This window comes from Pseudoalteromonas sp. MBR-15 (assembly GCF_053628915.1).
The window spans coordinates 38,133-62,041 of record NZ_JBRJHH010000007.1; the positions used below are offsets into that span (position 1 = coordinate 38,133).

Below are 23,909 nucleotides of genomic sequence, written 5' to 3' on the forward strand. Positions count from 1 at the left end.
TATGCATCATTCTGTCTGTCTGAAAATGACAACACTTACCAGTAAAGAAATGCTCGCTCAGTGGCAGCAACATAACCCCCAGTTCAAGGAAGCTTTAAGATTGCTTGAAACCGACTGGCCTCATGCTTTGGCTTCAGTGCACTGTTTGGCGGACTATTTAACGGATGCGCTCACGTTAGATGGCCATTACATCTTTGATTTGTGTCTGTGTAATGGCTTGGGCAGTTATGAAGAAGTCAGTTGTGATGATGACAGTGTGCGCCTGTGGCATTTCATTGAGGCATTGACCTGGACTGCCGCCAGTGCTTTAACGGGGATTCGCCTGCGTGATCCTGACCATTTCGAGTGGGCCGCCGTGGATGGTGTGTATTTCCACACCTGGATGCGTAATCGTCCAAATCGGATGGCGTATCTGGCTGAAGGACGCATCGACGTGCGTTATGTCACTGGTCATACGACGACAAAGCGGCTTCAGCAAGTGATTAAAGCCCGGATTATGACGCCAACCGTTGCAGCCATGCTGGCGCGAGTAGAAGAGGATGTTTGGCATGAGCAAGCATAAGTCGGTTTGGCTGCTGTGTCTGGCACTGATGTTGGAGATTATTGCCATTGGCGTGTTAGTGCCCGGTGATTGGACTGGCCGGGTCATTAGTAAAGAGAAGCAGATGATCCAAAATCAATTGGGCGCTCAAACAAGCTATTGGATTGGTCAAACTAGCCATCGCTGGTATCAGTCATGGGTTGTGGATACGCAGATGGAGCAATCTGTGCGTGATTTTCTAATCCCCACTGAAGAGCAGCGACTGCGCTCTAAAGGGATGGAGAACATGGGAGGCTTTTGGTTTGTCTGGGTAGAAGACCGTATTCAGGCATTTTTTGATGTGTTGTACCAAGTGTTCACTCGATTTGCTTTGCTGATGGTCTGGTTGCCCTTTGCGCTTATTCTAATGTTACCAGCACTGTGGGACGGCTTGATGACATGGAAGATTAAGAAAACAACCTTTGATTTTTCGAGCCCTATCATTCACCGCTACAGCATGATCATCTTGGGCTCAGGCGTCATCTTGCTGTTTATGGGATTGTTCGCCCCGCTGGCTATTCCACCGCTGGTACTACCTTCGGTGATCATCGGCTTGGCGTTGATGGCGGGGTTGGCGTTAAGCCACTTGCAGAAGAAGATATGAGGCCTAGGTTAATGTCTACTAAGACAGGATGATAACATCGAAAGATGATATGAATATTCGCGTTTTTCACATCATCATTAGATGTGATTGTGAGCTTCATTCAAATCATGCTATGATTTGAATATGCTATTATTTAAATCAAAAGGCGACAAGATGTGGATCTGGCAACAAGCTGACTGGCCAAACTTTATCTGGGATGAAAAGGTTATTGACCCCAAGTTACGAGACATTCGCTTTCACCAAGGAATGTTGTTGGGCAAGATGTCGAGCCAACCTAAAGACCAAAAACAAAGTATGTTAGACACGCTATTGGCGAACATTATTCATTCGAGTGCCATTGAAGGTGAGAAGCTCAACGCTTTTTCTGTTCGCTCGTCGTTGGCTAATAAACTTGGTCTTTCTGAAGAAAAACCATTTCCAACCACTGAACGCACTGATGGCCTTGCAGAAATAATGCTAGATGCGGTAGATAATTTAGACTCGCCGCTCTCACTTGAGAGAATATTACAATGGCATAAACGACTGTTTCCTGAGGGCTACACCTTGTTCAATCCCGTTATAGGAGGACAGTTACGCGGTGAAGAGCCTATGCAGGTAGTGTCGGGTAGGATTGATAAACCCACGGTGCATTTTGAAGCGCCGAGCCGAGATGTGCTTGAGTCCGAACTAGACGTGTTTATTCGCTGGTTTAATGACTCTCGTGAGGACCCAGCTTTAGATCCATTGCTTAGAGCGGCGATAACACATCTTTGGTTTGTGACGCTCCATCCTTTAGATGACGGCAATGGCAGGATCACCCGCTTACTCACTGATTTGGCGCTTGCCCAGGCTGAGCGCCAATCTGTCCGTTTCTATGCAATGTCAGTGGCGATTCTAGCCAACCGCAAAAGCTACTACGAAATATTAGAGCAATCCCAGAAAGGTGAACTTGATATTACTGCTTGGCTTATGTGGTTTTTAAACACCTTAGGTGAAACATTCACCAATGTGCTCGAAGAAATCGACCAAACGGTTTTTAAAACAAACTTCTGGCGAAATGTCGATCAAACGCGACTGTCCTCGGAGCAAGTAAAAGTGCTCAATCGAATGCTTGATGGGGATTTTGACCAAGGCATTAATACGTCGCAATATCATAAAGTGGCGAAAGTGAGTAAGCCAACCGCTTCTCGTCATTTAGCGGCGTTGGTCGAGATTGGTTGCTTAGTAAAAAGTGAAGCCGGTGGGCGTAGCACTCGGTATAAACTGGCGCACGTGAGTTAAAAATACGAACATTGAGAGAATACGCCAATATAACTAGCGACAGTTTTCAGCTAGCTTAAGGTTTGCGTGTTCGAGCGATTTTGCGTGTAAGTTTCCGTTCGATGAGAGCAAATTCGCGACTTAGTTTATGATATTCCCGTACAACACTTGGATTTTTAAGTGCTTTTTCTTTCAATGTTTTTAGAGACATCAATTTTACCCCTAAGCTAGTTCATGAGATTGGACTTTCAGCGTAGTCTTTTGATTTCTGAGAGCTGATAAATCATAAGCATTTTGCAGGCGCAACCAGTGGTCAGCAGAAGGCTTAGCAAAAGCCAACTCCAAGCGCACGGCCATTTCAGGAGTTATTGCACCTCGTCCGTTCAATACATTGGATAGGGTTTTACGGCTTACATTTAAGTGTTCTGCAACATCGGTAATCGTCAACTCAAACGGCTTGATGATCAACTCTTTTAATATCTCACCAGGGTGAGCTGGATTATGCATAGTCATTAGTGATAATCCTCGTAGTTAACAATTTCAGCATCTCGTTCATTGAATCTGAATGTAACGTGCCAATTGCTGTGAACTAATTGTAACCCTTAAGGTTGCGATATCAATCTGATTGTAAGAGCAGAATTGCAAAGCCACTTCAAAACCTTCAAGAATTCGGCATCTAGCTGACCACTGAAGTTGCCAATCCCGAGGCATCCTTCACTTCTCAATTCAAACAACGAGGAGTGACTATGGAACCTGTGAGTATTCCATCCTATATTGATGACCCGCCGCACTTCCTGCTTTGGAGTGCCGATGAGATGGCTCCCATTCTGTTGGGGCTAGTGATCGGCATTTTTACCGGTAATGCCTTGGTTTTATGCCTGTTGGGGTTGGTAACAACCAAGCTCTATCGGCGTTTTCGTGATGGCCGCCCAGATGGTTTTATTCTTCACGCCATCTACTGGGCTGGACTGTTGCCAACCAAAGCCAAGACGATCCCTAACCCATTTATCAGGAGCTATCTGCCGTGAAGTTCGACGTGTTTTTAAAATCATGGCAAGGCACGCAATTAGAGAACCGATGGCAACGGTTCCTGATTGCAGTGCTGATGCTATCTAACTTGCTGCTTGCGGTAGCGGCATTTTCTCGCAATACCGTGGTAGCCATTCAACCGCCAACCTTGTCTGAAACGGCTGAAGTGTCACGAAACCAGGCTACTCAGCCTTACTTGGAATCCTGGGGGCTCTACCTGGCTGAGCTTATGGGCAACGTGACGCCGGGCAATGTGTCCTTTATCCGGGTTGCTATCGAGCCGCTCCTTTCACCTGCGGTGTACCAGCAAGTGGTCGATGCACTGGAGATTCAGGCAAGACAGATCCGTGAAGACCGAGTCACGCTCAAATTCCACCCCAGACAAGTGGAGTATGAGTATGAAACCGGCCATGTCTTTGTGACCGGTTATTCCTTGGTCTCTGGACCATCTGGCGATGAACAGCGCCAAACTCGCACTTATGAGTTTGACATCGATATTGAGCAATACCGTCCAAAGCTCAGTTGGCTGGATACTTACGAGGGGCAAGCTAGAACGAAGCGAGTTCGTGAAAAGTTGACCCAAGAGCAAAACCGGAGGGTGAATGATGCGAACCAAAATTAGTCGATGGATGACACCAAGCTTAATCGCAATGAGCTTGAGTGGCGTCCTGTTATCTCAAGCGTCGTATGCAGACGTGGAATTGCCAATTGTGCCAGCCAGTGTGATGAAGCAGTCTGCTACTGCTAATCCACCGGTTCAAAGCAATTCGGTTGCAGCGGATACGCCAACAACGCTACTGATGACACCGGGGGTTAATGAACTGATCCCTGTAGCACTTGGTCATCTGAATCGGATTGTGACGCCGTTTGAATCGCCTCAGGTGAGAACAACCAGTGATGCTCAGACGCAAATCAAGGGGAATGTTGTATATGTGGCCACGGACAAAGAATCACCGGTTTCACTTTACATCACTCCGCCTGGTCAGGAAGCGCCCGCATTATCTGTCACCTTAGTGCCTCGTCGTATTCCACCGCGTGAAATTACCTTAGCTATTGATGGTCAGCAGTGGCCTATTAAGGGCGTCGTGAACCGCAAAGCCGCCACTTGGGAAACGGCTCAGCCATACGTCGATAGCTTACGTGATTTACTCAGACGCCTTGCATTAAATGAGTTGCCACAAGGCTATGACATCCGTTTAGCTGGCCAAACTGACACAAGCCCGAAATGTTTTCAGCCAGGTTTAAAGTTTGGTTTTAAGCAGGGGCAAATTGTGACGGGACATTACTTCACCGTCTACGTAGGACTGGTTGAAAGCTTTGCCGATGAGCCGATAGAAGCCAGTGAAATAGCCTGTAATGCACCAGATATAGTGGCAAACGCCTACTGGCCTCGCAATATCTTGTTGCCGGGTGAAAAGACTGAGTTGTATGTGGTTGTTCGCAATCATCGTGAAGAAGCGGTGGAAAGTCAGCGACCTTCGCTTCTTGTGGGAGGTGAATAACGATGAAAGCACAATGGGAACAAATGAGCCCGAACATGAAGCGTGGCCTATCGGTTGCTGGTATTGCTGGTGGTCTCATTCTTATGGTGATGGTGTTTTCACCTAATCCTGATGATGGCGCGAGCAGTCGGAACCGACAGGAAACGATCCGGCACATTCTTACGGATACCAATACTCGTGATGTTGGGGTCGATAGTTTGGCTGCAAACGTAAAACTACTCAGTGAGCGCAACGAGCAGTTACGCCGTGAAGTTGAACGCTTGCGTCGTGACGTCGATTCAGGACGGCTAAGCCCTGGTTCGCCTTCAATACCAAGTGAGGTTAATGCGGAGTTGGCTCGCCTTCGAGCGGAGCTTGATGATGTTCGCGCTGGAGGTGATGCAGCAGTTGAAGGCACAAATAGCCGTTTTGAAGTGCCTTTATCTGCCATGGAATTGCCCAAAGAAGAAAAGCCACTGCCGTCTAACCCAGACGACTATTTTGCCAATGCGCCGCTGCCAGATCCGCTCTATCAGCAGTCAGCCAGTGGCCAAGGTTCACGAGCACGAGATGTTCCATTGCCGCCAATCACGATTCGTATGATTGAGCCTGAAGTGGTTGTCGAGCCAGAAGTTGTAGTGCAAGAAGCGCCGCCTTTGTATTTACCGGCGGGTAGCATTATCTCGGGTACTTTGATCACGGGTTTGGATGCCCCTACTCACGAGTCCGCAAGACGCGAGCCTTTTCCTGCATTGCTGAGGATTCAAAAGGAAGCCATTTTACCCAACCGATTTAGAGCGGATATCAAAGAGTGTTTCTTGATCGCCGCAGGTTACGGTGATTTGAGCTCTGAGCGTGCCTATTTGCGAGGCGAGACCATTTCATGTGTGAGAGAAGATGGTGGCGTCATTGAAACGCGACTGGATTCTTATGCCGTGGGTGAAGACGGCAAAGCCGGTATTCGTGGCCGATTAGTGTCGAAACAAGGCCAGCTGGTGGCCAAATCGATGATGGCCGGATTCCTTCAGGGCTTGGCTGGCGCATTTGATGTGAATCCTGTACCAACGATTCAGACGGGTAATGCCGGTGATACTCAGCTGTACCAGCAAGTCATGAGCCAAGAAGCATTACAAGGCGCTGCGATTAAAGGCACCGGTAAAGCATTGGATCGCGTGGCCAAGTTCTATTTGGACATGGCTGAAAATATGTTTCCAGTTATAGAGGTAGACGCTGCAAGGAAAATTGAAGTCATAGTCACTCGTGGGGCCTCATTGTCATTGGCCACTTCACAAGGGGGAGGTGCAAGAAGATGAAAAAATCCTGCATGTTGCTAACCGATCGAAGTCCGTTTCAGACAATAAGATGTGTATCCAGAGGAGAGTTAACCATGACGACATCAATGCAGAACAACCCAAAGCACCAGTCAAAACAGTGGTCTAAAGCTGGATTACTTTTATTGGCAGTTGGCTCAACCTTATTGTCTGGCTGTAGTTCATTGGGTCTGGGGAGTAGTGAATATGGATGCCCAGGTATGCCTGACGGTGTGCGCTGTTTATCCGCTCGTGAAGTCTATGAGCTGACCAGTAATGGCGCTGCACCCAAGACGATTGATGCTGTGGCGACTCGAATTGGTTCTCCCTCTGGGTATTCACAATCTGATTTAGAGACAGGACTGCTGAGCCATCCAGCATTACCTGAGACGCAGCAATCTGCACCTATTCGCATTCCTTCAAGGGTAATGCGAATTTGGATTGCGCCTTGGGAGGATGACCGTGGAGATCTGAATTTATCCAGCTACGTGTTTACCGAAATTGAACCGCGCCGGTGGGATATTGGGGTGTCAGCACCTCGAACGGTTTCGCCAGTGCTACGTCCACTTCAGACTCAAAGCGATTCTGCCTCAGTGGGAGCTGATGGTAAGCGCGATAACTTGAGTATCTACGGAGAAACTAACGAATGACAAATGCAGTTCGCACCATTCAAACTCAGCGCCTAATGACCATTGGTGCGCTTGGTTTAATGGCGTTAATGATTTCGGAGCCCTCATTTGCGGGCACCGGTGGTGATGCTTTCACCGATGTGTGGGATACCCTAAAAGATTGGACCCAAGGTACTTTGGGACGGATCGTAGCGGGAGCCATGGTTCTGGTGGGTATTGTGGGCGGTATCGCTCGCCAAAGCTTGATGGCTTTTGCCTTGGGCATTGGTGGCGGTATGGGTCTCTACAATACGCCAACCGTCGTTGAAAGTGTTATGTCTGCAACCTTACCTGTTGTTGCCAGCACTCAAGAAGTCATTGGCACAACAGTTCCAGCAATCAGCGCCGTTTTACTGGGCATCTGATAATATAGACGGCTTCTCTTGTGCAAGGGGAGCCGTCATCTCAGTCTATTGACAATGATTTTTCGATATCGCAGATCCTTGCCATGAGTACTAAAGGATCAAACGTCGATTCTTTGAAGCCAAATTTCTTGTAGAACGTTTGCGCACTACCATCAATAGCATGGACTAAGATTCCTGCTCCACCGACAGCGTTCATTGCTTGTACTGAGCGAATGATACAATCTTTTAAAAGACCTGCCGCAACGCCTTGACCTTGATAGGCATTATCCACCCCAAGCCTGGCTAGAATCACCATGGGAATGGGATCAGGACTATTTCGTCTTAGTGAACTGAATGCTTGCTCTCTGGAAACTGATCCCATGGCAATGGCGTAGTACCCAAACACTTGATGAGTATCCGTGTCATTGACCACATATACTCTCACGGTTCCCCGTTTTTGACTTTTTAACGCCTGTTTTCTTAACCAGGTATCGAGTTCTTCGATGCCACATTGAAAGGCGTTAATCTGGTGCTCACCAGTGAGTATAGTGGGTGCACTTATTCCCAAGGCGCTTTCCTTTTAAACAGATCTTTCATGCCTTCAAGAGTCTGTGGCTCTGCACGAAGTTCGTTATCAAACGCTTCAAAAGCCTTTGCTTCAAGAGCAAAATCCCGCTGCTCGGCCAGTACGCTATGTGCTTCATTGAGTGCTGCTTGCTGAATGAATACGGTTCTATCGACTTTCTTTAAACTTGCTGCGGCATCGATAATGTCTCTCACCGATGGCAGTACTCGCATGTTGATTGGCGCTGTTTTGGTAGCCATGACACCATTCTCTGTATATCTACTTAATATACAGTTTAAATGGTCTTTGCGTGTAGTCAATAGATATACGTTGTTTTTTGGGCAGGGATAGGGAAAGGTGGTTGTGGTACGTTTGACTCTGCCTGTAGATTGGCATGTAACTTGCTTAGCTGAGCGCACAGTGTGCATTTAGACAACTGTAATGCAATGCATCGTCGTTAACTAGATGGGTATTTATGCTAATTCTCTTTAAGTTGACAAAAATGACGTCAAAAAGTGTCAAATCTGTTGACTTGTTTTTAGGTGGAGGATTAAAAGGACTTGGTTAGTTTACCGAGAGGCAAATTTTAACACCCAGAGTATGAAAAACAGGGTTAAGCTAAACCGGCTAGCTAGCTGTGACGCTGTCTGCGCTTACAGGCGTTGAAAGTGTTGTCTTTGTAATCTTACCTGTAATTGTTAACACTCATAAGGTAATTGATGAAAGTGCCGTTTCATTTTTATAGTCCGGCCCCCCACTTATACGTTTACTGACTACAGAGTTCTTACTTGAGATTATAAGTAAACTATGCCAAAATGTTGTTTTTTAGTTCTATCTGTTATAAAGGTAAAAACTTTGCGTATTACGCCACCTTAGGCGCTCACTCCTTCTTAAAGTCACATCTCTCAACGTGACACTCCTTATGCCGTTTATCGGTAGGCTTCGTGCCGAAAATCAAACTAAAAATCTGACAATCAACATAATGAATTCAGTCGCTAGTCCGGCCTGATTCTGTATGCCTTTGTTGTCGCTAAATTTATCAATAAGGTTATCTATGCTTGAAAAAATGAAACTTGAATGGTTCTCCAACATCAGAGGAGATCTCTTAGCTGGTATTGTCGTTGCGCTGGCACTCATACCTGAGGCGATTGCATTTTCGATTATTGCAGGAGTAGACCCTAAAGTAGGTCTTTACGCCTCATTCTGTATTGCCGTTGTTATAGCGTTTGTGGGTGGTCGCCCTGGTATGATCTCCGCTGCCACAGGCGCAATGGCATTACTCATGGTTACGTTAGTGAAAGAGCATGGCCTTGAGTATTTGCTTGCTGCAACACTGCTTACCGGTTTGATACAAATAGTTGCAGGCTACCTTAAGTTAGGAAGCCTAATGCGTTTTGTGTCTCGCTCTGTCGTAACAGGATTTGTAAATGCGCTTGCCATTTTAATTTTTATGGCTCAATTGCCTGAGCTTACCAATGTGACTTGGCATGTGTACGCGATGACAGTGGCAGGCTTAGCTATCATCTACTTATTTCCATATATCCCGGTTATTGGCAAAGCTCTCCCTTCGCCCTTAGTATGTATTGTTGCTCTCACCGCATTTGCCATGATCATAGGCCTAGATATCCGAACCGTAGGTGATATGGGGGAATTACCGGACACACTTCCTATTTTCCTATGGCCCGATGTGCCACTTAACTTAGACACATTAATGATTATCCTTCCTTACTCTTTAGGCCTTGCTGTTGTTGGTTTATTAGAGTCAATGATGACGGCTGCGATTGTTGATGATTTGACGGATACTAAAAGTGACCGAAACCGCGAATGTAAAGGTCAAGGTATTGCCAACATTGGTTCTGGATTACTCGGTGGTATGGCTGGTTGTGCCATGATAGGGCAGTCTATTATCAACGTAAAATCTGGCGGTCGTGGGCGACTTTCTACCTTTAGTGCAGGCCTGTTTTTACTTGTCATGGTTGTATTCTTGGATGAATGGCTAAAACAGATCCCTATGGCGGCACTGGTGGCGGTTATGATTATGGTTTCAATCGGAACCTTCTCATGGTCATCAATTAAAGACTTAAAAAAGCACCCAATATCAACCAATATCGTCATGATCACGACCGTTATTGTTGTGGTGGCAACACATAACCTGGCGATTGGTGTCTTCGTTGGTGTGTTATTGGCAACGTTATTCTTTGCAAACAAAATTGGTCGCTTTATGGTGGTTAAAGCAACGCAAACTGATGATGCTTCACGGACTTATCGTGTAGTTGGTCAGGTTTTCTTTGCCTCATCTGAACAGTTTATCGATTCCTTTGATTTTAAAGAAGCGGTTGATAAGGTAACCATTGACTTAACTCATGCGCATTTTTGGGATATTACCGCCGTGTCTTCATTAGACAAAGTCGTTATTAAGTTTAGACGGGAAGGTGCGACAGTTGAAATTGTTGGAATGAGTGAAGCAACTGAAACTATTGTTGATAAATTTGGCGTCCATAACGATCCAAAAGAAGTTGAAAAATTAATGGCTGGCCACTAAGGAGAAAACATATGAATAAGATAATTACTTGTATTGATGGCTCAGCGGTTTCTGATCAGGTGTGCGCAGCAGCTTGTTGGTCTGCAAAACAGTTGAGTAAACCTATTTTGCTATTGCATGCGATTGAAAAAAATCACTCACCAATTACGGAGGATTTAAGCGGAGCTATTGGCCTTGGGGCTCGCTCTTCACTTCTCAATGAAATGGCCACCTTAGACGAGCAACGCAGTAAAGTTGCTTTATCCCTTGGCAAGGAAATCTTGGCGCACTCCAAGGCATTTTTAGTTGATAACGGGTGTCATGATATTGAAAAAACGCAACGCCACAGTGGTATTGTTGAAGCCATTTGCGATCTTGAAAATGATGCCCGACTTATTGTAATTGGTAAGTCTGGTCAACAACATGCTGGAGATTTCATGACGCTTGGATCTCACATTGAGCAGATTATTCGTCGGGTTCACACGCCCATACTGATTGCGAATCAGTCTTTTAAAACCCCTGAAAGCTTCATGCTTGCCTATGATGGTAGAGAAACAGCGGATAAAGCCGTGCAGCGTATTATTGATGGTGGGCTGCTGCATGGTTTGACCTGCCATCTAGTTACTGTAAAAAATAGTGCACCGAATATCGAGGAAAAATTCAAGCAAACTAAAGAGTTGTTGGAGAATAAAGGTTTTGAAGTCAAAGCCTGTTTTTTAGAGGGAAAAATCTTTGATGCTTTAATGAAGTACAAGGAAACGAGTGGTGTTGATATGCTGGTGATGGGCGCTTTTTCTCACTCTAAATTAGCAAGTGTATTTTTGGGTAGTAATACGCTGAAAATGATTGAGCAAACCGCGTTGCCTATGATTGTTTTGCGCTAAGCAAATTTCTTCTAGTATTACTAGCAGCCGAGCTTATTGTTTCGGCTGCTTTTTCATTTCATACATACGATTATCTGCAACGTGTAAGAGAGATTTTAGTGACTCACCATCATTTGGATATGTTGCCAATCCATAACTGTATTCCAGTTTTGTTGGGCAATTGTTTTCCTTAAGTTGACGTGCCACGCTTTTGTCTAGCCGTTCAAAAAACAAACCAACATCAAGTGGTTTATCTTGTTGCTCCAGTAGTAGAACAAATTCATCCCCACTAATTCTGGAGGCGGTATCTTCTTCTCTTATTGATTCATGCAGTGCTTTAGCGAACGATATCAGAGATTTATCACCAAAAGCATGACCATGAGTGTCGTTTACAATCTTAAAGTTATTTAAATCGATAAAAACGATATTAAAAGTACTTTCTTGATTTGATTTGTTGCGATTTAGGTGTCGTTTTAATTGCTCAAACCTATCTTCCAAAAGCATTCTATTTGGTAATGCCGTTAAATAGTCGTGATAAGCGAGGAAGCGCACCTTTTCAATTTCATTGACATGAGTGGTAATGTCAGAAAATATGGTAATATAGCCCTGCGTTTTGCCATTTCTTACAATTGAAGACGTTGATTGCCAAGTATGAATAATCTCCCCTGATGCTTTTCGAACAGCAATTTCGCCACTCCAGTGGCCACTTTTTTCGATTTCAGAAAAAGCTTTTTTGATTAGCGCTACCTGATTTAAACCATCTCGAAGAAATGATGGATTCTTCATTAAAGTATCAGGCTCATCATAACCAAAAACAGTTTTGAACGCCTCGTTGACTTTGACAATATCGTCATCTTCATCCGTTAGCACCATGGCTTCACCACTGTGATCGAAGACAATGTTGTCTATGGGAGTATCTTGTAAAGTATCAAAAAGATGAACACAGAATACAGCCGTGTCACGCTTATCGGAATCTTTCGGTTGATTAATATACACTTTACCTTGCAGGTTATGTTTATTGAAATCGATAGTTTTGTTGAGCGTTTTACTGTTTTTAAGAAAGTTACTTGCCATTTTTTCGAAGTAGTTTTGGGCTTCACTAGAGAAGCTATCCAATAAACTATTCTTAAAAACAATACCGTTGCGGATGAGACCACAAGGTAAAGGAACATCGTCGATGTTAAGCAAATTATCCGAAGCCAATTTTTTGTCCTGTTTCTCTTGTATTTGGTTCTCACTAGCATGAAGTGAGCCAGTTTTATCGGCAATAACCTATGCTGTAAGTACCGTAAATTCAGCGGTGTTTAATCGGTACATGACCCCTTACAAATAATGGTTGAATTATAATCTTAATTCCACCTGGTATCACTCATTTTCAAGTGAAGTTACCCTCAGCTAGATGCTGATTTCTTCAATCTATCTAACCGAGTCCACATAGGACAACTGCATAGACTGGAGCCTCGATTTACATTAACGAGGACTCCTCATGCGAAAACTATCTCCAATTATTCTGGCGCTTGCGCTGTCTCCATTGGTTCAAGCTGAACCTGTGTCTGAAGTGTCGCCTGTTGGCAAAATTGACGGCATGGTTTCTTTACCTGTCACGGGTATGAAAGCGGTCGAAAGCAATGGCCGTATTGTTTTCATGTCAGACAGTGGCCGGTTCGTCATTGATGGCACGCTCTATGATGCCTGGTCGAAAAAGCCGCTTACCAGCCTTGAAGACATTCGTGAAGCGGGTAACACGCTGGACTTAAGTCGCCTTGGCTTAAAAATGGATGATTTGAACCCACTGACGCTAGGCGAAGGCAAAAAGAAAGTGGTGGTCTTTGTTGACCCACGATGCCCGCACTGCCATGAGCTTTTGAAACAAGCTTTACCGCTAACCAAAGAATACACCTTCCAAATACTCCCTGTGCCAGTGCTTGGTCCTGATTCAGAGCGTCAGGTTCGACAGCTTGGCTGTGCGCGTGACAAGAAAGCGGCCACCGATGCATTGCTCAATGGCCGGATTGGTAACCTAGAACAGGATGATGCCTGCAACTTAGAGCCAATGCAGCGTACCTTGGTGACGGCTCAAATCCTTGGCATTCAAGGTGTGCCTTTCATCGTCGCCAATGATGGTCGCATCAGCCGAGGCCGTCCTTATGATCTTTCTGCTTGGTTGGAGGGGCGTTAATGAAAGCCTCTCTGTATTCAGGGCAACGCGCTTCTGAGCTGTTGCCAGTATTGGCCTATTCCGACGATGAGCAACTGTTTTTCATGGAAGACCAGAGTGTTGGCTTTGGTTTTCTATGTGACCCATTGCCGGGTGGTGATGAGTCTGTTGCAGACAGGGTTAATGTTCTACTCAACAACGACTGGCCAAAAGACACTTTGCTGCAATTTGGCCTGTACGCCTCGCCTGATATTCAAACCGACCTTCAGCGAATGATGGGCTTACGGCATCGTCAATCCGATCCATTGCTCAGGGCGTCTATTCGCAAACGTGCGGATTTCCTCGATGGGGGCACGGTTCAACCGATAGAAGAATCGACCCAGACTCAGGTACGCAACTTTCAACTGATCGTCACCTGCAAATTGCCTTTGGAAAGTCCTATACCGACGGAGCGTGAATTGAGTCGCGCATCCGCGCTTCGGGCTTCTTTCTCGCAGGCGCTGGCAACGGTTGGTTTTCGCGTCACTGAGATGACTGACCGAAACTGGCTCGCGGCATTAAGTGCGCAGCTTAACTGGGGAAAAGATGCTTCTTGGCGTAATCCATCACCAATCCGTAGTGAGGCAGATAAACCACTTCGAGAGCAAGTGTTGGATTATGACCGAGCTATCAAGGTAGATAGCCAAGGCCTGATGCTGGGTGATTACCGAGTTAAAACCTTATCATTTAAGCGCTTGCCTGAGCGGATCTGGTTTGGTCATGCCGCAAGTTTTGCGGGCGATATGATGACGGGTAGTCGCGGTTTACGCGGAAGCTTTTTGCTGAATGTCACCATTCACTTTCCCTCAGCCGAGGCGATGCGATCTCGTTTAGAGACGAAGCGTCAATGGGCGGTCAATCAGGCCTATGGCCCGATGCTCAAGTTTGTGCCGGTGCTTGCAGCCAAGAAAAAGGGTTTTGATGTTCTTTTTGAAGCCTTGCAAGAAGGTGATCGTCCTATTCGGGCAAATATGACCTTAACGCTGTTTTCACCAACGGAAGAGGCGTCCATCAGCTCTGTTTCAAATGCTCGAACCTATTTCAAAGAACTCGGGTTTGAGCTGATGGAAGACAAGTACTTCTGTTTGCCCATTTTCCTGAATGCCTTGCCATTTGGTGCTGACCGCCAGGCGATGAACGACTTGTTTCGATTCAAGACTATGGCGACACGGCATGTGATCCCTCTGTTGCCTTTGTTTGCGGATTGGAAAGGTACAGGCACGCCAGTGATTAACTTTGTTTCCCGTAATGGCCAGATCATGAGTGTGTCCCTGTATGACTCGGGCAGTAATTACAACTGTTGCATAGCGGCGCAATCGGGGTCGGGCAAGTCTTTCCTGGTGAACGAAATCATCTCCTCCTACTTATCAGAAGGCGGGCAATGCTGGGTGATTGATGTTGGCCGCTCTTATGAAAAGCTGTGTGAAGTCTATGACGGTGAGTTCTTACAGTTCGGGCGGGACAGTGGCATTTGCTTAAATCCGTTTGAAATCGTTGAGGACTATGACGAAGAAGCGGATGTACTGGTTGGATTATTGGCCGCAATGGCCGCGCCTACGCAGTCATTAACTGATTTTCAGATGGCCAACCTAAAGCGTCAGACCCGTGAACTGTGGGAGAAAAAAGGTCGTGCCATGTTGGTTGATGATGTGGCAGAGGCCTTAAAAAATCATGAAGACCGTCGTGTGCAAGACGTGGGTGAGCAGCTCTATCCGTTTACGACACAGGGCGAATATGGCCGCTTCTTTAATGGTCACAACAATATTCGCTTCAAAAACCGTTTCACCGTTCTGGAGTTAGAAGAGCTCAAGGGGCGCAAGCACCTGCAACAAGTGGTGTTGCTTCAGCTTATCTACCAAATCCAACAAGAGATGTATTTAGGTGAGCGGGATCGTCGCAAGATTGTGTTCATCGACGAAGCTTGGGATCTGCTGACTCAAGGTGATGTCGGTAAGTTCATCGAGACGGGTTACCGTCGATTTCGAAAATATGGCGGCAGTGCTGTAACGGTAACGCAGTCGGTCAACGATTTGTATGACAGCCCTACAGGTAAAGCTATCGCTGAAAACTCGGCCAATATGTACCTGCTTGGCCAAAAAGCCGAAACCATCAACGCGCTCAAAAAAGAAGGCCGTTTGCCATTAGGTGAAGGTGGTTATGAATACCTGAAAACGGTTCATACCGTCACGGGTGTCTATTCCGAAATTTTCTTTATTACCGAAATGGGCACCGGGATTGGCCGCCTCATCGTCGATCCGTTTCACAAGCTGTTGTACTCGTCCCGTGCAGAAGATGTAAATGCGATTAAGCAGTTAACGCGCAAAGGCCTTTCTGTTGCTGATGCCATCTCCCAGTTGTTGAAGGAGCGAGGCTATGAATAAGTCCACGCTTTGGCCATTTATGGCCTCTATTACTTTGTCTGTTGCTGGTAGCGGTTTAATGACCAGTTGGCTCTTAATGAAAACACTCGAACCCATCCACAGCCAGTTGGCGTTAAGTACGCCCATTGCAGTCGTGGATTTTGGGGAGGCGGTGTTGTCACTGGGTCCTAATGCCAGCGAACAAGACATCGAATCCAGGTTGCTTCGGACCAATCAGCAAATTGAAAAGCTAAAAGCAGCCGGTTTTATCGTGCTGGATGCCCAAGCGGTGGTGGGTGCTGATGATTCTGTATTTGTGCCAGTAGGCTCAAAGGAGGTGTCTCATGCAGGTACTCCGTAAAAGAATGCCTTGGCGGCCATATCTCATTCGGTTGACCGTTTTTGCGTTAATCATGGCCTTGGTAGGCACCTACGCCATGATGCGCTACCGAATAGGTATTGATACCCAGCAAGAGCGCTGCCTGCCTGATACCACGGTTTATCTGATTGACCTATGGAATAAAGAGCCCGTTAAGGATGGTTTGTATGCCTTCCACTCAAAAGGACTCGCTCCGTTATATAACGACGGTACTCGTATGCTGAAACGCCTTACAGGGATGCCTGGGGATGAAGTCAATGTGACGCCTGAGCATGTGCTAGTGAACGGTGCTCAAGTCTCAATCGGCATGGCATTAGCCCAGCGTCTTGGTGTGGCGGAATCACAATTTAGCCGTTCATTGACGCTGCAAGAAAACGAATATTGGTTTTCCGGCGAGGCTGCTACGAGTTTCGACTCCCGCTATTGGAATGCCGTTAAGCGCGAGCAGATTGTCGGTCGCGCTTGGCCGCTTTGGTAGGAGGTAGATGATGCAAAGACTATGTCTCTTATTTTTGTTGGTTGCTCCATTGTCTTGGGTTCAAGTTTCCTGGGCACAAGAGCCTTTTCTGTTGTCTGACGAGGACAAAAAGATCGTCGAAATGAGCCGCAGCATTTTACAAAGTGCTGTGGATGGCTCATCTGAATTTATTGAGCCTTTTGCACCGGTTGAACAACCTGTGTCGCTCAAACACAGCGATGAATGGTTGATATTTGCGTCGTCCTCATTGGGTGATTCGTCACTGAAGCAGCTATTTAAAGAGGCCAGTGCTACCGGCGCTATTGTGTTGTTTCGGGGAATTCCTGAAGGAAAGACCTTGGGGGCGGCTATCCGTGATTGGCATACCCTGATGGCGGGACTTGATCCTGTTCCTCAGGTTCGAATCGATCCGAAAGCCTTTGTGCACTGGCGGGTGACTAGCGTGCCTGCCATTTTCCGCATAGAAGATGACAAAGTGACTGCAAGTGCACTAGGGGTTTACAGCAAGGACTGGTTGCAGCGTCAAATTGAAACTGGCAATAGCGGTTCATTGGGTCAACGCGGTCCAATTCATTCGATTTTAGAACCGGATTTGATGCAAGTGGCGATGCAGCGTTTACAGTCGCTTGACCTCGGCGCGTTAAAGAAAAAAGCCATTGAGCGTTTCTGGTCTCGCCAAACATTTACTGACTTACCCAAAGCCACGCAGTATCGGATAAGAATGGTTGATCCAACCATCGTCATGCAGCGGCCACTATTGGATGCCAATGGCCGAACACTGATCCCAGCAGGAACGCGTATTAACCCGCTAAAAGCCTTGCCATTTACGCAGCAGCTTGTGGTGTTTAATGCGTCGAACGCTGAAGAAGTGGACGCAGTTTCGCATTGGCTTGAGGGCCAAGATAGGACACTGCGCCGCATTACGCTTATCACCACGCAGCTCGACCGTGGTCAAGGTTGGAATAGCCTCAATATGCTCGAAAAGACATTGGACAGTCCGGTTTACCTTCTCAATGCCTCGCTAAAGCAGCGCTTTGATTTGCAAGTCACCCCATCGTTTGTTCAAGCAAAGGGACTCGCGTTTGAGATAGAAGAAATTCCAGCAAAGGAGCTTGTTCATGAAAAAGCTCAATAATATGTATCGTCTGTTGCGGACTCTCGTTGTCGTGTTTGTCCTGGGCGCATCTATTCCTGCAAAAGCCGAACTGACCTGCCCAGACGCGGGTTTATTGTCGGGCAAGTTGCTGACGGATGTTTGCTGGTCATGCATTTTTCCTATCCGGGTTGCAGGGCTTCCTCTTGGCTCTGGCAATGTCCCAAGCGGCGCATCAAACAAGTCATTTTGCTTGTGTGAAGACAACTTAGGCGTGCCAAGGCCAGGTATTGTTACCAGCATGTGGGAGCCAGCGCGTCTGATTGAATTGGTCAGAACGCCGGGTTGTTCGCCTTCACTGGGAGGGATTCGTTTACCGTTAGGTGATAGGAGACTGCAAGGTGGTCATGGCGAAGGTGAATACGATACCGGTGATCTCGCTTTCTACCATTACCATTATTACGCCTTTCCGCTTTTGATCATGCTCGATTTGTTCATGGATGGCAATTGCAATGCCGATGGTTACATGGACTTTGACTTGATGTATTTGTCGGAATTGGACCCAACATGGCTGAACGATGAACTGGCCTTTTTTACTCAGCCTGAAGCGGCTGCTGTTGCTAATCCATTGGCTATTTCGGCTTGTACCGCTGACGCTGCCTCATCAACGCTTGGTAAACCCATCGACCAGTTGTTTTGGTGTGCTGGCAGTTGGGGCCATCTCTACCCGTTATCTGGCCACACCTTAGCCTTTGGCTCATTAGCAGAAAACACCAGCCATTTAGCGGCGCGAGCAATCGCGGCTCAACACAGGCGTGGTCTTGCAAGGCGAACAATGGGGAACAGTGCGCTATGCCGACCTGTTATCGAACCCATGCTGCCGAAATCCCAATACAAAATGAGTATGTTCTTTCCTGTACCGGAAACTGAAAGTGCGCATGTCATCGGTGAAAGCACCATGAAATGGGGAGAGTGGCGAACAATCCCCGGTGCCGGTGAAGATGCGCTCTACATTTTGTGGCGCTGGCAAGACTGCTGTAACTCGGGAGGTTAACCATGAAACCAACACTTTTTACCCGAGTTTTAGCGGGTATTTTATCAATCACTATGGCGTGCCTGCCCTTACATGGTGTGGCCGCTGATGTGCAGCGCCAATCCGGCCTAAGCGGACAACAGGAAGGTAAGCAATTGCTGCAAAACTGGACGATGCCCGCACTCAATGGCAATACATTGTCGGTGCCGAATGGCAGTGGTAATGAGTCCATTAACTTGCAAGAGCTTTTCCCTGGTATGGATCAGGGCTCATTGGATGTCTTAACGGGCGTTTATGGCTCTGATGCCAGCATGAATCAATTGGGGACGCAGCGCCAAGAGAGCATGGCATCCGAAATTGGCGCTACGGGTGAGGCGTTTCGCTCGCTACAGCAAATCAAAGACAGGTCTCGGCCAGATATGGTCAATGATCCCCTTTGGGCATTAACTGATGCGGTTCAAACTGACCCCAATCTATTAACCCAAAGCTTCCCAGGCTGTGAGTCTCAAGGTGAAGGAAGCCCAAACTACCAGCAATGTGACAGGCTCAATACAGCGGTTAACAGCTGCACTATTACTCACGATTACACGGCAGGCATTATTGAGCATGTTTCAGGACCGATGAACCTTCGCTCTTGTGGTGAAGGGTGTCTTGAAGTTTGGATAGGACGTATTGGCGACAACTACTGGAGTGGCCGTTGTAAAGTGTTTGAACAGGCCATCACACTCAAAGTCGTGAACCCCGATGCGATTACCTCAGCCGTTCTTGAGTACGCCAAATGGGATGACTACATGCAAGTGTGGCTTGGCGATCAGAAAGTCTGGTCTGGGCCGAACAATAACTTTCCACCAGAAACGGCTGGCCGCTGCGAGCTCAGTACCAGTTGGGAGCGCAATCCAAATACCGATCTCACTGCCAAGCTAAAAGCGGTAGAACCCGGTTTAGAAGTGCCGGTAAAAATTCGCGTATCGGTTACGGGTAGTGGTGAGGGGTATGCACGCATCAAGGTGCGCTTTGATCCAACCAAGGTGGTGATGAATGATAGTTGGTCGCCACAATCCTGTATCGAACAAGCAGCGGATATCCCGACGAAGTTTTCAGACTACAGCATTCAATGCACGGATCAGCCGTCTTCAACCAACGGATGTACGGTGGTCAATGGTGTTTCAGTTTGTGAATCCTATTTTGCCCCAAGCCCTGTGGCTGGCATATCGCCTTTGTGTCGGCGTGTACAAGTGAGTGTGGATGACGAAAGCTATAAAGGGATTGAAAATCAGGCCTGCCAAGTGCTTGAAGCGAACCCTTCCTGTGGCTTCATGTCGTCAGAATGTGCCGAAACCAATGATAAAGGTGAATGCATGCGTTTTACCGATACCTATGACTGTGGATTGCAAACCAGCGATCCAAAGTGCGTGGTATCCAATCTTATGCCGAGTAGTTTTGAGGCCTGTGAGCCTACTCAGACGATTACGCCATTTACTGAGACCAAGCATGTACCTGATTACCAGGTGTGCGAAAAGATCAGCACGCTTACTCAGTGTCAGTTAGAGCGACGTGTATCCGCTGAAACCCATCAACAAAGCTGGTCCATTGAGCGCGGTTGCTTTAGCTCTGAAACGCTCAGCTTTGTTCCACAGCACAGCAGTACTATGCAAACTGGAAACGCGACACTGAGGATTTTTGATAATCAAAATACTGAGATAAAAATCACCGAGTCGCCGTCAAAGGCAAATGGTTGGAAAACGACACTCTCACTGACGGGCAATAAGGAGACGGTGACTGAGACGAAACCGTCCATTAAGTACCCTGAAATGACGTGTCCAAAAGGAACCTTGGTTGGCTCATTGTGTAGGGTCGTTAATGGGTCGATTATTTCGTGGCATGAACCCCAGGAGGTCACTCGTTCCAGATGTGATTCCGGCTGGAACAAAGTCGATTTCGACACTTGCAGCCGAGAAGTTCAGAAGTGTTTGGCTCCTGCGAAACTGAGCGCTTCATTGACCTTCTCCGGCAAGTACTTAGAACAGGACGTTGTTCATCAATCAAGTGATCTGGGCGTAGACCAATGCTTGATGCAAACTGATCAGTTTACTGCGGTGCAGTGGCAGTGTTTGGATACGGGCACAAAACGAATCGACGGGTTAACGGTTGGTAGTGGCGAGTTGGCTAAGCTTGGAAGTCTTTATCCGGCGGTTGTTTCGTCTCCTGCTCATTTAACCAGTCGCGGCAGTTCTGATGGACTGGGACTCTCATGTTGGAGGGCAAGAGCGACCTACAATGCTTCGACTGCTCATCCAGAGTTCAACATGGGCAGCTCAGATAGCTGGGTGGATACCAATGGTAATACTCAAACCATCGTCAATAACGGACAAAACACGACCACCAATACGTGTGCCGCGCTAGAGCAAAACCCGGCCTGCCAGTACGTCAGAACGGAATGTACTGAAGGCGGGGCTGGTCATGAAGGCTTCTGCTATATCCAAAGTTTGGTGTATGACTGCGGACAAAGCGTTGAAGTGCAAAACGCTCGAATGGAAACTCAATACAACTGTGAGGGGCCAGTTCGCTGTATGGGCACAGATTGCTTAGAGCCAGAGTCAATCAAGCAGGCTAACTTTGCAGAAGCAGCTGCGATGCTTAATGCGGCTCAGTTTATGACCAATGATATGTCATGCACGGGAGCTGATGGCCAAGATAACGTCGAGTGTACGGTCTTTAAAGGGAATGCTGGCCAGTGCAAAAAAGCCGTTGGTGGCATAGTGGATTGCTGTGAAAAGCCAAGTGGCGTGTCGTTATCGGATTACATCACAATGATAGTGGCGGTCAACAAGCTTGATACGGCAGTCATGGCCATGAATCCGTCGTCGGCAATCTATGGTTCGTGGAATACACTCAGGGAACCGATAAGTAGTACCTGGAGTGCGGTTAAAGAGCCTTTTGTGTCTGCATGGGACTCTCTCATGGGGGCTGGGCCATCAACCGCTGCTGGCGCGGGAGCGGAGCAAGCTGCGACTGGCTTCATGCAGGTGTTAACCAACAAAACGGCTGAATGGGTAGGCACTACCTTTGGTTCAGGGGCGCAATCGGCACTGTTTAGCAACGTTGGTGGCGCGGTTGGAGCCGATGGTGTTGTTTCGGGCGGTAACTTTGCCCTGGGAGGCGCTGCGGGTGCGGTTCTGAGTACGGTTATGACGGCCTACATGATTTATTCAGTCACCATGATCCTCATTCAGCTTATCTGGAAATGTGAGCAGAGTGAGTTTGAGATGAACGCCAAGCGGGTATTGAAGAGTTGCCACTATGTAGGTTCTTACTGCAAGTCTAAGTTTTTAGGTGCCTGTGTTGAGAAACGGCAATCATATTGCTGCTTTACTTCGCCGCTTTCACGGATCATTCAAGAGCAAGTGCGTCCGCAATTGGGCCTTGGCTGGGGCAGTGCGAAATCTCCCAACTGTGAAGGATTGACCGCGAGTCAGTTAAACCAGGTGGATTGGAGCCAAGTCAATCTGGATGAATGGATAGGTATCTTATCGATCACGGGCAACCTACCCGAAGTACCGTCACTGGATCTGGAAAGACTCACAGGCTCAGGAAGTACGCTAAACGTGGATGGAAATCGTCAGAGTGCCGCAGACCGAGCCATTGAAAGGCTAAACGGAATGGATGCCCAGAAACTGCGTCAGGAGGCGACGGAAGAAATTTCAGGGAATAATTGAGAGTACTGTTAAAAAGTTTGAGGATAGCGCGAATTCAGATCCAATAACTATTCTCACCATAAGGTTCCATATTGGTTACTTTAATAATGATTTACAGCATTAAAGTAACCAAATTGGCATCCTGTATTACCTGTGATTTAAGCTCAATAAGTTCTAGATGTGCTCCCTGATTACTGTAAAACAGAGTTATCTGTAAACCCATGCCTTGCTAAGGTAAATACTAATGGCGGTGTTGAGGGACTATATTTGGCAATTTGACTGAAATAAGAGCTGCTAAACTGATAAAAACAAAAGAAATGACCAGGCAAGCAGCTAATCCATAAAGCTGGAAGACCCAGCCAGATAATACTGTACCAATTAAACGCCCCATTGCATTTGCCATGTAGTAAAAGCCAACATCAAGGGAAACGCCATCGGCGTCTGCCATGCTAACAATTAAATAACTGTGTAGCGATGAGTTAATGGCGAACAATGCGCCAAATAGCATTAAGCCAACAATCAGTACCGTTTTAACTTCCCAGCTAAAATATAATGATAAGGCAATCCCTAAAGTCACCAATGCCAATAAGCTAGCCCATTTTACCGTTTCCTTTGCAGGGGAAACGTTATCTTTGAAGTTGATTAACCTGGGTGCCATTGATTGCACAATACCATAGCCAATCACCCAAAGTGCCAAGAAGCCACCTACTGTCCAATGATCCCAATTAAATACTTGCGATAAAAATACAGGCAGTGCGACGACAAACCAGACATCACGCGCACCAAATAAGAATAATCGTGCAGCTGACAAGATGTTAATTGAGCGACTCTTTGAAAAAATATCGGTAAACTTAGGCTTGTTCTTGGCTCTTCCTAAGTCACTTTTTAAGGTGTAAAGGCTGTAACACCAAACAAGAGCCAAAGCACCAGCCATTAGCAACATTGCACCCTTGAACGACAATAAGGTTAACAGCAGGCCACCTAAGAAGAAGCCAACGCCTTTTAGGGCATTTTTGGAGCCTGTTAATAAGGCAACCCATTTAAACAGCGTGCCTTCTTGTCCAGCGGCAACCAATGCCTTAATCGAGCTTTTAGCGCTCATTTTGTTTAAGTCTTTAGCAATGCCTGAAAGCGCTTGTGCAATCATCACATACACAACGGTTAACCATTCAGCGGGAACGGCCAACATAAGTAAGGCAATAACCTGAATGGCTAAGCCAATGTTCATGGTTTTATTGAGCCCTAATCGAGCACCTAAGAAGCCGCCAACTAAGTTGGTGACAACGCCAAAGATTTCATAAAACAAAAACAACATCGCAATGCTAAGCGGACTATAGCCTAACGCATGGAAATGAAGCACCACTAACATGCGAAGTGCCCCATCTGTTAAGGTAAATGCCCAATAGTTACCTGTGACAACGAGGTACTGCTTTATATCGTCTGATAATGATGCCAAGCGCTTCATAGTAT

At 46.8% G+C, this 23,909-nt stretch carries 23 protein-coding genes; 18 read left to right on the forward strand and 5 right to left on the reverse strand.

Translation table 11 applies throughout. The annotated features are described in order from the left end of the window. Position 1 precedes the first annotated feature (1 nt). The 3 genes from ACSSVW_RS10945 to ACSSVW_RS10955 all read left to right on the forward strand — a co-directional run bounded on the left by ACSSVW_RS10945 (position 2) and on the right by ACSSVW_RS10955 (position 2,444). Entirely contained in the window at positions 2 to 562 is a 561-nt protein-coding gene (locus tag ACSSVW_RS10945) for a conjugative transfer protein (protein WP_454179316.1), read from the forward strand. Beyond that, a complete protein-coding gene (locus tag ACSSVW_RS10950; protein WP_454179317.1) occupies positions 549 to 1,184 on the forward strand; it encodes a DUF4400 domain-containing protein in 636 nt (211 codons plus the stop codon). The genes ACSSVW_RS10945 and ACSSVW_RS10950 overlap by 14 nt, the downstream gene beginning before the upstream one ends. A gap of 153 nt (positions 1,185 to 1,337) precedes the next feature. Continuing rightward, positions 1,338 to 2,444, forward strand: a complete 1,107-nt coding sequence (locus tag ACSSVW_RS10955) for a Fic family protein (RefSeq protein ID WP_134990709.1) — start codon at positions 1,338 to 1,340, stop codon at positions 2,442 to 2,444. A gap of 201 nt (positions 2,445 to 2,645) precedes the next feature. On the opposite strand, the gene ACSSVW_RS10960 is transcribed toward ACSSVW_RS10955, so the two are convergent. Continuing rightward, positions 2,646 to 2,936 carry a HigA family addiction module antitoxin gene (locus ACSSVW_RS10960; RefSeq protein WP_454179318.1) on the reverse strand — a complete coding sequence of 97 codons (291 nt, stop codon included), beginning with the start codon at positions 2,934 to 2,936 and terminating at the stop codon, positions 2,646 to 2,648. A gap of 233 nt (positions 2,937 to 3,169) precedes the next feature. Here ACSSVW_RS10960 and traL point away from each other — a divergent pair, with 233 nt between their 5' ends. The 6 genes from traL (at position 3,170) to traA (ending at position 7,276) form a co-directional block, all read left to right on the forward strand. Further along, a complete protein-coding gene (gene traL / locus ACSSVW_RS10965; RefSeq protein WP_000433891.1) occupies positions 3,170 to 3,451 on the forward strand; it encodes a type IV conjugative transfer system protein TraL in 282 nt (93 codons plus the stop codon). Further along, complete coding sequence (locus ACSSVW_RS10970; RefSeq protein ID WP_454179319.1) at positions 3,448 to 4,074, forward strand: TraE/TraK family type IV conjugative transfer system protein; 627 nt, start codon at positions 3,448 to 3,450, stop codon at positions 4,072 to 4,074. Before traL ends, ACSSVW_RS10970 begins: the two co-directional genes overlap by 4 nt. After that, a complete protein-coding gene (locus ACSSVW_RS10975; protein ID WP_454179396.1) occupies positions 4,058 to 4,954 on the forward strand; it encodes a hypothetical protein in 897 nt (298 codons plus the stop codon). The genes ACSSVW_RS10970 and ACSSVW_RS10975 overlap by 17 nt, the downstream gene beginning before the upstream one ends. 2 nt (positions 4,955 to 4,956) lie before the next feature. Beyond that, a complete protein-coding gene (locus tag ACSSVW_RS10980) occupies positions 4,957 to 6,246 on the forward strand; it encodes a TraB/VirB10 family protein (RefSeq protein ID WP_454179320.1) in 1,290 nt (429 codons plus the stop codon). 74 nt (positions 6,247 to 6,320) lie between these two features. Next, positions 6,321 to 6,893 (forward strand): type IV conjugative transfer system lipoprotein TraV, encoded by a 573-nt coding sequence (traV, locus tag ACSSVW_RS10985; protein WP_454179321.1) that lies wholly within the window; start codon positions 6,321 to 6,323, stop codon positions 6,891 to 6,893. Then, complete coding sequence (gene traA / locus ACSSVW_RS10990; protein WP_171345802.1) at positions 6,890 to 7,276, forward strand: TraA family conjugative transfer protein; 387 nt, start codon at positions 6,890 to 6,892, stop codon at positions 7,274 to 7,276. The genes traV and traA overlap by 4 nt, the downstream gene beginning before the upstream one ends. 40 nt (positions 7,277 to 7,316) lie before the next feature. Here the strand turns inward: traA and ACSSVW_RS10995 are convergent, their stop codons facing one another. Together ACSSVW_RS10995 and ACSSVW_RS11000 are read right to left on the reverse strand one after the other, a co-directional pair. After that, positions 7,317 to 7,823 carry a GNAT family N-acetyltransferase gene (locus ACSSVW_RS10995; RefSeq protein WP_454179322.1) on the reverse strand — a complete coding sequence of 169 codons (507 nt, stop codon included), beginning with the start codon at positions 7,821 to 7,823 and terminating at the stop codon, positions 7,317 to 7,319. Continuing rightward, entirely contained in the window at positions 7,814 to 8,080 is a 267-nt protein-coding gene (locus ACSSVW_RS11000) for a type II toxin-antitoxin system TacA family antitoxin (protein ID WP_454179323.1), read from the reverse strand. The genes ACSSVW_RS10995 and ACSSVW_RS11000 overlap by 10 nt, the downstream gene beginning before the upstream one ends. Before the next feature lie 794 nt (positions 8,081 to 8,874). On the opposite strand from ACSSVW_RS11000, the gene ACSSVW_RS11005 reads away from it, so the two are divergent. Together ACSSVW_RS11005 and ACSSVW_RS11010 are read left to right on the forward strand one after the other, a co-directional pair. Beyond that, the gene (locus tag ACSSVW_RS11005; RefSeq protein WP_454179324.1) at positions 8,875 to 10,362 is read left to right on the forward strand and encodes a SulP family inorganic anion transporter; all 1,488 of its coding nucleotides are present in this window, start codon (positions 8,875 to 8,877) and stop codon (positions 10,360 to 10,362) included. A gap of 11 nt (positions 10,363 to 10,373) precedes the next feature. Further along, complete coding sequence (locus ACSSVW_RS11010; RefSeq protein ID WP_454179325.1) at positions 10,374 to 11,225, forward strand: universal stress protein; 852 nt, start codon at positions 10,374 to 10,376, stop codon at positions 11,223 to 11,225. A 33-nt stretch (positions 11,226 to 11,258) separates the two neighbouring features. Here the strand turns inward: ACSSVW_RS11010 and ACSSVW_RS11015 are convergent, their stop codons facing one another. Further along, on the reverse strand, positions 11,259 to 12,407 hold the full coding sequence (locus ACSSVW_RS11015) for a sensor domain-containing diguanylate cyclase (RefSeq protein WP_454179326.1): 1,149 nt from the start codon (positions 12,405 to 12,407) through the stop codon (positions 11,259 to 11,261). Positions 12,408 to 12,690: 283 nt separating this feature from the next. Here ACSSVW_RS11015 and ACSSVW_RS11020 point away from each other — a divergent pair, with 283 nt between their 5' ends. Genes ACSSVW_RS11020 through traN form a run of 7 tightly spaced genes read left to right on the forward strand, consistent with a single transcriptional unit; the run spans position 12,691 to position 22,460 of the window. Then, on the forward strand, positions 12,691 to 13,383 hold the full coding sequence (locus ACSSVW_RS11020) for a DsbC family protein (RefSeq protein ID WP_454179327.1): 693 nt from the start codon (positions 12,691 to 12,693) through the stop codon (positions 13,381 to 13,383). Beyond that, positions 13,383 to 15,782 carry a type IV secretion system protein TraC gene (gene traC / locus ACSSVW_RS11025; RefSeq protein ID WP_024008831.1) on the forward strand — a complete coding sequence of 800 codons (2,400 nt, stop codon included), beginning with the start codon at positions 13,383 to 13,385 and terminating at the stop codon, positions 15,780 to 15,782. Before ACSSVW_RS11020 ends, traC begins: the two co-directional genes overlap by 1 nt. Continuing rightward, complete coding sequence (locus tag ACSSVW_RS11030) at positions 15,775 to 16,122, forward strand: hypothetical protein (RefSeq protein ID WP_454179328.1); 348 nt, start codon at positions 15,775 to 15,777, stop codon at positions 16,120 to 16,122. Before traC ends, ACSSVW_RS11030 begins: the two co-directional genes overlap by 8 nt. Continuing rightward, positions 16,106 to 16,618 (forward strand): S26 family signal peptidase, encoded by a 513-nt coding sequence (locus ACSSVW_RS11035; RefSeq protein ID WP_454179329.1) that lies wholly within the window; start codon positions 16,106 to 16,108, stop codon positions 16,616 to 16,618. Before ACSSVW_RS11030 ends, ACSSVW_RS11035 begins: the two co-directional genes overlap by 17 nt. Positions 16,619 to 16,625: 7 nt before the next feature. Further along, a complete protein-coding gene (locus ACSSVW_RS11040; RefSeq protein ID WP_454179330.1) occupies positions 16,626 to 17,753 on the forward strand; it encodes a TrbC family F-type conjugative pilus assembly protein in 1,128 nt (375 codons plus the stop codon). After that, on the forward strand, positions 17,737 to 18,765 hold the full coding sequence (locus tag ACSSVW_RS11045) for a TraU family protein (protein WP_454179331.1): 1,029 nt from the start codon (positions 17,737 to 17,739) through the stop codon (positions 18,763 to 18,765). The genes ACSSVW_RS11040 and ACSSVW_RS11045 overlap by 17 nt, the downstream gene beginning before the upstream one ends. A gap of 2 nt (positions 18,766 to 18,767) precedes the next feature. Continuing rightward, positions 18,768 to 22,460: a conjugal transfer protein TraN gene (traN, locus tag ACSSVW_RS11050; protein ID WP_454179332.1), complete on the forward strand. Its 3,693-nt coding sequence runs from the start codon at positions 18,768 to 18,770 to the stop codon at positions 22,458 to 22,460. A gap of 220 nt (positions 22,461 to 22,680) precedes the next feature. Here the strand turns inward: traN and arsJ are convergent, their stop codons facing one another. Then, complete coding sequence (gene arsJ / locus ACSSVW_RS11055) at positions 22,681 to 23,904, reverse strand: organoarsenical effux MFS transporter ArsJ (RefSeq protein ID WP_454179333.1); 1,224 nt, start codon at positions 23,902 to 23,904, stop codon at positions 22,681 to 22,683. Positions 23,905 to 23,909: the final 5 nt, after the last annotated feature.

Excerpts from the sequence above, each read along its gene's own strand:
- ACSSVW_RS11030 (WP_454179328.1), top strand. The coding sequence starts at position 15,775 with ATGAATAAGTCCACGCTTTGGCCATTTATGGCCTCTATTACTTTGTCT.
- ACSSVW_RS11020 (WP_454179327.1), top strand. The coding sequence starts at position 12,691 with ATGCGAAAACTATCTCCAATTATTCTGGCGCTTGCGCTGTCTCCATTG.
- ACSSVW_RS10955 (WP_134990709.1), top strand. The coding sequence starts at position 1,338 with ATGTGGATCTGGCAACAAGCTGACTGGCCAAACTTTATCTGGGATGAA.
- ACSSVW_RS11040 (WP_454179330.1), top strand. The coding sequence starts at position 16,626 with ATGATGCAAAGACTATGTCTCTTATTTTTGTTGGTTGCTCCATTGTCT.
- ACSSVW_RS10975 (WP_454179396.1), top strand. The coding sequence starts at position 4,058 with ATGCGAACCAAAATTAGTCGATGGATGACACCAAGCTTAATCGCAATG.
- ACSSVW_RS10950 (WP_454179317.1), top strand. The coding sequence starts at position 549 with ATGAGCAAGCATAAGTCGGTTTGGCTGCTGTGTCTGGCACTGATGTTG.
- traL (WP_000433891.1), top strand. The coding sequence starts at position 3,170 with ATGGAACCTGTGAGTATTCCATCCTATATTGATGACCCGCCGCACTTC.
- ACSSVW_RS10945 (WP_454179316.1), top strand. The coding sequence starts at position 2 with ATGCATCATTCTGTCTGTCTGAAAATGACAACACTTACCAGTAAAGAA.
- ACSSVW_RS11010 (WP_454179325.1), top strand. The coding sequence starts at position 10,374 with ATGAATAAGATAATTACTTGTATTGATGGCTCAGCGGTTTCTGATCAG.
- ACSSVW_RS10960 (WP_454179318.1), bottom strand. The coding sequence starts at position 2,936 with ATGACTATGCATAATCCAGCTCACCCTGGTGAGATATTAAAAGAGTTG.
- traC (WP_024008831.1), top strand. The coding sequence starts at position 13,383 with ATGAAAGCCTCTCTGTATTCAGGGCAACGCGCTTCTGAGCTGTTGCCA.
- arsJ (WP_454179333.1), bottom strand. The coding sequence starts at position 23,904 with ATGAAGCGCTTGGCATCATTATCAGACGATATAAAGCAGTACCTCGTT.
- ACSSVW_RS11035 (WP_454179329.1), top strand. The coding sequence starts at position 16,106 with ATGCAGGTACTCCGTAAAAGAATGCCTTGGCGGCCATATCTCATTCGG.
- traN (WP_454179332.1), top strand. The coding sequence starts at position 18,768 with ATGAAACCAACACTTTTTACCCGAGTTTTAGCGGGTATTTTATCAATC.
- traV (WP_454179321.1), top strand. The coding sequence starts at position 6,321 with ATGACGACATCAATGCAGAACAACCCAAAGCACCAGTCAAAACAGTGG.
- traA (WP_171345802.1), top strand. The coding sequence starts at position 6,890 with ATGACAAATGCAGTTCGCACCATTCAAACTCAGCGCCTAATGACCATT.
- ACSSVW_RS11005 (WP_454179324.1), top strand. The coding sequence starts at position 8,875 with ATGCTTGAAAAAATGAAACTTGAATGGTTCTCCAACATCAGAGGAGAT.
- ACSSVW_RS11000 (WP_454179323.1), bottom strand. The coding sequence starts at position 8,080 with ATGGCTACCAAAACAGCGCCAATCAACATGCGAGTACTGCCATCGGTG.
- ACSSVW_RS10980 (WP_454179320.1), top strand. The coding sequence starts at position 4,957 with ATGAAAGCACAATGGGAACAAATGAGCCCGAACATGAAGCGTGGCCTA.
- ACSSVW_RS11045 (WP_454179331.1), top strand. The coding sequence starts at position 17,737 with ATGAAAAAGCTCAATAATATGTATCGTCTGTTGCGGACTCTCGTTGTC.